Origin of the sequence: Oscillibacter sp. CU971 (assembly GCF_905219725.1) — a bacterium.
Lineage (GTDB): Bacteria > Bacillota > Clostridia > Oscillospirales > Oscillospiraceae > Oscillibacter.
Map to the genome: position 1 here is coordinate 1 of NZ_CAJMXG010000170.1, position 6,626 is coordinate 6,626.

Below are 6,626 nucleotides of genomic sequence, written 5' to 3' on the forward strand. Positions count from 1 at the left end.
TTGTTGTGTCTACCCATGTGGACAAAGGCCACATTCACACGCACATAGAATTTAACAGCACCAATCTCAACTGTGACGGTAAATTTTTAAATCCCAAAGATTCTTACCTGATTCTCCGGCAGCTCAATGACGAGCTGTGCAGGGCGCACGGCTTTTCTGTCATTGAAAATCCCAAACCGACCGCAAGAGAACAGAAGCAGAGGGAAATGGAAGCGGCCAAACATGGGCGCAGTCACAAAGAACGTCTGCGCCAGACCATTGACCGGGTACTCCCCGACTGCCGGGATTATGATGATTTCCTTGAGAAAATGCGGGCCGAGGGCTATGAGGTCAAAGAGGGCAAAACACTGTCCTTCCGCGCACCCGGCTGGGACCGCTTCACTCGTTCCAATAAGCTGGGGGCCGACTATACCAGGGAGGCCCTGCGGGAGCGCAGTACCCACCGGGGCGGGCGATCTACAGCGGCGAAAAGGTCCGTTCCCCACGCTGGCCGGAAGGTCAACATGCTCATTGACATTCAAGCGAAGATGGCGGCTGGCAAAGGTGCGGGGTATGAGCGTTGGGCGAAGATTTTTAATCTCAAAGAGGCCGCTAAAACCCTCAATTTCCTGGTTGAGAACGACCTGACCGACTATGACGACCTGACGGCCCGGGTGGAGCAGACCAGTGAGCGGTTTAACGCTGTTTCCAGCCGTATCAAGCAGTTGGAGGCACGGATGGCCGAGGTTGCCCAGCTAAAGACCCATATCATCAACTACTCCAAGACACGGGAGGTCTACGCCGCTTATAAAAAGTCCCGCCACAAAAAGGAATTTCTGGCGGAGCATGGGGCGGAGATCGCCCAGCATGAGGCGGCGAAGAAAGCCTTTGACGCCTTGGGCGGCAAGCCCATTCCCAAGGTGGCCCAACTCTCCGAACAGTATGCCGCTCTGCTGGCTGAAAAGCAGGAGCAGTACACGCAGTACAAGGCACTCCGGCAGGATATGATCTCCTACCGGACGGCAAAGCAGAACGTGGATAAAATCCTCGGTTTAGCCCCGGAGAAGCAAAAACAGAATACGGAACAGAAACCCGTGCGTTGACTGTAAAAAAGCCTCCCATGCCAGTGGTATGGGAGGCTTTTTTACTTTTTTGTGGAAATTAGCCATAACCTTCTTTGCCAAAGCAGCCATATCCACCTCGGCTCTTTGGTGCTGGAGGAGAACTTCCGGTTTCAAATTATCGGCCTTTTCTTTTTTGATTGTTGGGTATCAATAATGCCAGCTCATTCACTTGTTCCAGGGGAACAACTTTGCTGCTCTGTCGGCGGGTTTAGTAACCGCTCCTGCGTTGCCAGCAGTTCACGCGCCATAAGCAAGAGGTATTCTTGGGTGGCAGGGACAAGACTACCGAATATTTCAGTAAATTCCTTTTCATAGGGCGATGAGTAAAACATATCGCCATCACCTGTTCGCAGCCATGCTTCATTTACCCCAAAAACAGAGGAAATCACCTTTATATATCGGTCAGACAACGGATTATTTCCATTTTCAATCATGGAATATGCAGTTTGTGTAATCCCGAGCTGTTTTGCAAAATTGGTCTGATTTATTTTCAACGTCTTGCGAAGCTGCTTTAACCTTGAAGTCATTGATACTCTCCTTATCTGCTTTCTGCTGAAATACCCTTATAAAGTTACTTTACCATATAAAGGAATGAATTTCAAGACCGCCATACTATGTTTTTATCATTAACTTAATAAAACCCATTGACAAAATATTAAGTTCATGGTATTACTATATCATAATCTTAATAAGAGGTATCGTGATGGATGATAAGACCATTAAGGAAACAATTGAAATACTAAAGCGATTGTCTCCCAAAAACCAGGCTTATTTCATGACATTGGTTCGATTGGCGGAAGTTGCCGAGAACGGTGTAAAAAATGAGCTTGTCAGTAGGGCGGGGATGCCACCCCAGAAAAATGCGTAAGGAGCCCGAGTGAGATACATACCTGATAGGAGGGGAGGGCGCATTTTTGAAATGGCCAATATCGCTGGAAATAGACGTGCTTTGCTGTTTCAGTAAAAGCTGGTCCTATTATGCGGACTCAGGCCATTCTAAAGACAGGTTCTCACATACGGGTAACTTAAAGATGAAGCTGTAGAAAACAAGGAGGGTCCTAATGGAAAATTGGAAAACGGTCTACCAAAGCCGCCTCGTCACGGCAGACGAGGCGGTCACGCACATCCCGAACAACAGCCGGGTCCTGATCGGCCACGCCGCAAACCAGCCTCCGGCCTTGGTGGAAGCCATGTGCCGGAACTACAGGCAGTATGAAAACGTGGAGCTGGTACATTGGGTCACGCTGTTCGGCTCTGAATACTGCGCGCCGGAGATGCAGGGGCACCTGCGGTTTAACGGCCTCTTTATCAGCGGAAGCAACCGCAAGGCCGTCGCTCAAAATCTGGCGGACTTTACGCCAACCTATTTCGGACAGTGCCCCCGCTATTTCCGGGACGGGACGCTGCCCATTGACGCGGTGCTGATTTCGGTAACGCCGCCGGATGAACACGGCTTCTGCTCCCTGGGCGTTTCCGTAGGTGGTACGCTGCCCGCCACCCAGGTCGCAAAGGTTGTGATCGCTCAGGTGAACCGGAATCTTCCCCGTACATACGGAGATTCCCACATTCACGTTTCCAAGATCGACTATCTGGTGGAGGCTGACACTCCCCTGCCGACAATGGAATCCGGGCCTGTTGGGGAGGTGGAAGCGGCCATTGGCCGGAACTGCGCCAGCTTGATCGAGGATGGTTCCACCTTGCAGCTTGGCATCGGCTCCATTCCCGACGCGGTTCTGAAATCCCTGACGGACAAGAAAGACCTGGGCATCCATTCCGAAATGATTGCCGACGGTGTAATTGATTTGTATGAGAAAGGAATCATCAACGGGGCAAAAAAGACCATCCACAAAGGTAAAATCGTGGTTGCCTTCCTGATGGGAAGCCAGCGGCTTTACGACTTTGTACATAACAATCCCGACGTGGAAGTGCTCCCCGTCGATCACGTCAACGACCCTTGGGTCATCGGGCAGAACAGAAAAATGGTTTCCATCAACTCCTGCTTGCAGGTTGACTTCAATGGGCAGGTAAACTCCGAGTCCATGGGAATCCAGCAGTTCAGCGGCGTCGGCGGTCAACTGGACTACATCCGGGGCTCCTTCCTGTCCCCCGGCGGAAAGGCCATTCTTGCCATGCCGTCTACCGCCAAGAAGGGGACGCTTTCCAGAATCGTCCCGGTTTTTGAGGCCGGAACCACCGTTACCACCCCCCGGACCGACACTCACTACATTGTCACAGAGTACGGCATCGCCAATCTGCGGGGCAAATCCCTGCGGGAGCGGGCCAAGCTGCTGATCGGTATTGCTCACCCCAAATTCCACGAGGAGTTATGGGCCGCTTACAAGGAACGCTACGGGGAAGATGAAAATTTCCTTTCCCACAGTTGAGACGGCCCGTGCTTTGACGGCCCTGTGCCGTCAGAAACCAGCGCCTCCGCAAAATAAGTGGGAAAGGAGAGAGCGAAATGACAGTTTTACATTGGTTCTTCGTGTTTGAAGCCTGTATGGCGGTCCTGCTGGGCGTTGCGGTCCACTTCACGTTCAAGGGAGTCAAGTAAAAAATTGGGAATGCACAAAGGAGGAAGGATATGGTTTATTTCATTATATTGGCAACGCTCTATGTTGCCGGAATGATCGCGCTTGGATGGAAGGCGTCGAAGCGGGTAACGTCGGTTGAATCCTACGCCGCCGGGTCCGGCGACATCAGCCCCTTGGCAACCGCTATCACCTATGCGGCCACGTTTTCCAGCGCCGGGTATTTCCTTGGCGTTGCCGGACAGGGCTTTGCCTACGGCATTACAAACATCTGGTTCTGGGCATCCCAATGGACTACCACCTGCCTGTGCCTGTGCTTTATCGCCAGAAGATATCGCCGGGTCAACAAGAACATCCATGCGGCAAGTGTAGCGGATTGGGTGGCCGACCGTTATGGCAGCGAGGGGTTGCGAGTATTCTTGGGGCTGGTGAGCCTCCTGCAAATCCTGTATGTCGCCTCTCAGCTGGTGGGCGTGGGCATCGTAATCAACCACATGGTCCCCAACATCTCCTATCAGGTAGGCGTCTGCATCGCCGCTGTGGTCATCATCATCTACATTTCCATGGGCGGCACTTATGCCCATGTGTATACAAATGTGGCCCAGGGTGCCTTGATGTGCGTTTTGGCGTTGATTATATTCTTTACCGGCTTCTTCCTTTTTGGAAATGTGTTTACGGAAGTACCCAGGCTGCTATCTGAAATCGACCCGAATCTGGCGCTGAGCGTCAACCCCAACAACGGAGGATACCCGACTGCCTTTGCCGTGTTCTGGATGTTTATAGCCCATCTGTGGTGGACTATGAACCCCCAGATTATCGGCAAATGCACCTATCTGAAAAACGACCGGGACATCAAAAAGTTCATCATCTACACTGCTATTTGTATGTTCATCATGGGCTGTGTTGTCTTGGGCGGCTCCTACACCCGAATCCTTCTGCCGGAGGGTATCGGCGAGACAGTCAGCGGCATGGATAACGCGCTTCCCTGGTTTATCACCGAAGTTTACCCGGAGATTGTTTCCGCGGTGTTCCTGTGCGTCATTCTTGCGGCCTCCATGTCCACTGTGGACGGTATCCTGCTGTACATGAGCGTGGTTATCGGCAACACTTGGTATAACAAAATCTACATGGGCAGCAAGCGCCGCCAGGGAGTCGAAGTGGATGAAGCCAAGACGGAGAAGGTTACGATGTCCGTGATGAAGTGGTCCGTCTATGTAATCGGCATCATAGCGATTCCCATTGCGTTTTCCAAGCCGTCCAACCTGACGGTTATGCTGTGGTCCGCAGCTGGAACCATCATGTCCGCTGTTGCCGGTCCTGTGGTAGTCGGCCTGTACAGCAAAAAAGCCGGAAAGGGCGCAGCTCTGCTCGGCTCTATCGGCGGGTGCGCTTCCTTCTGCATCCTCTACTTCGGGCACATTATCGGTTCCGTATATCAGTGCTGCGGCATCGGCGGCTTTATCAGCGTGGTGCTGACCCTGATCGGTATTCCCCTGTTCAAGCCTATGGACCCTGCTCATGCAGAAAAAATGTTCGTGGGTGTTGAGGATACCGTTACTGAACCGTAACAACCAAATAAGGAAAGAAGGGTAAAGACTTATGGGAACCTATGAGTGGAAACAGATTACTGCTGATCTGAAAAGATATCTCCATTTGATGTACACCCCGGTCGGGATGAAGTGGATTGCCACGGAGGAGGAGCTGAACGCAATCCCGAAAGTACGCATCCACGAAAAACATTACGCGCCCTGCATGGTGGTGGGTCATGCCTTCCAGTTTGGGTGGACCTCCGCGTGCAAGCCTGAAAACATCCATAACAACTACTGCCGGGGCGTGCATGGCCTTGTGGAACGCGACGAGGAATGGTACAGCGGAAAGGTATTCGAGGGTGTCTGGTATGGCAACAGCGAAGCGGCCAGGGGACATCATGCGGCGCTGAACTGCGTTGACTCCAAATACTATGCGGTCGTTGCCTCCCCTATCGACGCCGGCCGCATTGAGCCGGATGTGGTAATCATGAACATCAGCCCTTCCCAGGCGTTCATGCTGTTTGCCGCTTATCAGTTCGACAACTACGAAAAACTGGAATTTACTTTCACGGGCGAGTCCACCTGCTCGGATTCCTGGACGCGGACCTTTATGACCGGGAAACCGTCCTTGGCCCTCCCCTGCTTTGCGGACTGCAAGTTCAGCGGCGTAGGCGAGTGGGAGCTGCGTGTCACGCTGACACCGGATCATGTCCTCCGGTGCGTGGACGGGCTGGGGAAGATGTTCAAAAACGGGCTTCGGCACCCGATTGCCCCTTCCAGCCTGACGACGGATATTACCGAGGGGCTTCCGGCCTCTTACCTGAAGTTCTGACGCAATCGACGTCTGCATAGCGATGATGGAGCCGTTATGGGAAGCTGTAACGGCTCCATCCGTTGCAGACGTAACAGGAGAATACAATGTCGGTCCAGGAAATAAAGGAAATAGGCCATCATAAACTCCAAGAGATATGTTTAACCATCGAAAACCATATTGCGGTAATGAAGTTACAGCCTTTGGCGGCGGCAGTTGCCCTCGCTGGCCTTTGGTATGAAATATGGCTGGTTCAGGACTACATCAACCAAAATAAAGACATTTGGATGTGCTTTCTGCGCTCCGATCTGAAAACCTTTTGTTCTTGTGTGGATATCCAGCAATTACAGCAGGGCAGCTCGGATAAAGACGCACCCAACAAGGAGCCATCCAGCCCAGTTACCCCGCAATCCCTGTTTAACCTGCGGGTCCCTTTGATCTGCGATTTGGAATGTCCGTCTTTAGGACAACACGTAATATGGGTACATTCTAAACCGGACTGAAAGCTATGGAGCAGCCCAAAGTGTTATTTATGGATGCTCGAAAATAATAGGAGATGCAGCATGGCAGTTAAAAAAGTAAATGAAATTGGGTTTAAACCACTTCAACAGGTTTTCCTCACTATAGAGGATCACATCGCAGTCATGACGCT

The 6,626-nt window shown here is 51.9% G+C and carries 7 protein-coding genes; 6 read left to right on the forward strand and 1 reads right to left on the reverse strand.

All coding sequences use genetic code 11. From position 1 onward, the window contains the following. Positions 1–1,082, forward strand: a 1,082-nt coding sequence (locus JX325_RS11310; protein ID WP_204791228.1) for a relaxase/mobilization nuclease domain-containing protein, incomplete at its 5' end; no start/stop codon positions are given. A 182-nt stretch (positions 1,083–1,264) separates the two neighbouring features. Here JX325_RS11310 and JX325_RS11315 read toward each other — a convergent pair. Further along, a complete protein-coding gene (locus tag JX325_RS11315) occupies positions 1,265–1,630 on the reverse strand; it encodes a helix-turn-helix transcriptional regulator (RefSeq protein ID WP_204791229.1) in 366 nt (121 codons plus the stop codon). Between the two features lie 176 nt (positions 1,631–1,806). Here JX325_RS11315 and JX325_RS11320 point away from each other — a divergent pair, with 176 nt between their 5' ends. The 5 genes from JX325_RS11320 to JX325_RS11340 all read left to right on the forward strand — a co-directional run bounded on the left by JX325_RS11320 (position 1,807) and on the right by JX325_RS11340 (position 6,477). Further along, the gene (locus tag JX325_RS11320; protein ID WP_204791230.1) at positions 1,807–1,971 is read left to right on the forward strand and encodes a hypothetical protein; all 165 of its coding nucleotides are present in this window, start codon (positions 1,807–1,809) and stop codon (positions 1,969–1,971) included. A 193-nt stretch (positions 1,972–2,164) separates the two neighbouring features. Next, positions 2,165–3,487 (forward strand): acetyl-CoA hydrolase/transferase family protein, encoded by a 1,323-nt coding sequence (locus tag JX325_RS11325; protein ID WP_204791231.1) that lies wholly within the window; start codon positions 2,165–2,167, stop codon positions 3,485–3,487. A 200-nt stretch (positions 3,488–3,687) separates the two neighbouring features. After that, positions 3,688–5,202: a sodium:solute symporter gene (locus JX325_RS11330; protein WP_204791232.1), complete on the forward strand. Its 1,515-nt coding sequence runs from the start codon at positions 3,688–3,690 to the stop codon at positions 5,200–5,202. 31 nt (positions 5,203–5,233) lie between these two features. Then, on the forward strand, positions 5,234–5,995 hold the full coding sequence (locus tag JX325_RS11335; protein ID WP_204791233.1) for a DUF169 domain-containing protein: 762 nt from the start codon (positions 5,234–5,236) through the stop codon (positions 5,993–5,995). Positions 5,996–6,081: 86 nt separating this feature from the next. Further along, positions 6,082–6,477: a hypothetical protein gene (locus tag JX325_RS11340; RefSeq protein WP_204791234.1), complete on the forward strand. Its 396-nt coding sequence runs from the start codon at positions 6,082–6,084 to the stop codon at positions 6,475–6,477. Positions 6,478–6,626 lie beyond the last annotated feature (149 nt).

Coding starts and splice junctions, on each gene's coding strand:
- JX325_RS11340 (WP_204791234.1), top strand. CDS start 6,082: ATGTCGGTCCAGGAAATAAAGGAAATAGGCCATCATAAACTCCAAGAG.
- JX325_RS11320 (WP_204791230.1), top strand. CDS start 1,807: ATGGATGATAAGACCATTAAGGAAACAATTGAAATACTAAAGCGATTG.
- JX325_RS11325 (WP_204791231.1), top strand. CDS start 2,165: ATGGAAAATTGGAAAACGGTCTACCAAAGCCGCCTCGTCACGGCAGAC.
- JX325_RS11330 (WP_204791232.1), top strand. CDS start 3,688: ATGGTTTATTTCATTATATTGGCAACGCTCTATGTTGCCGGAATGATC.
- JX325_RS11335 (WP_204791233.1), top strand. CDS start 5,234: ATGGGAACCTATGAGTGGAAACAGATTACTGCTGATCTGAAAAGATAT.
- JX325_RS11315 (WP_204791229.1), bottom strand. CDS start 1,630: ATGACTTCAAGGTTAAAGCAGCTTCGCAAGACGTTGAAAATAAATCAG.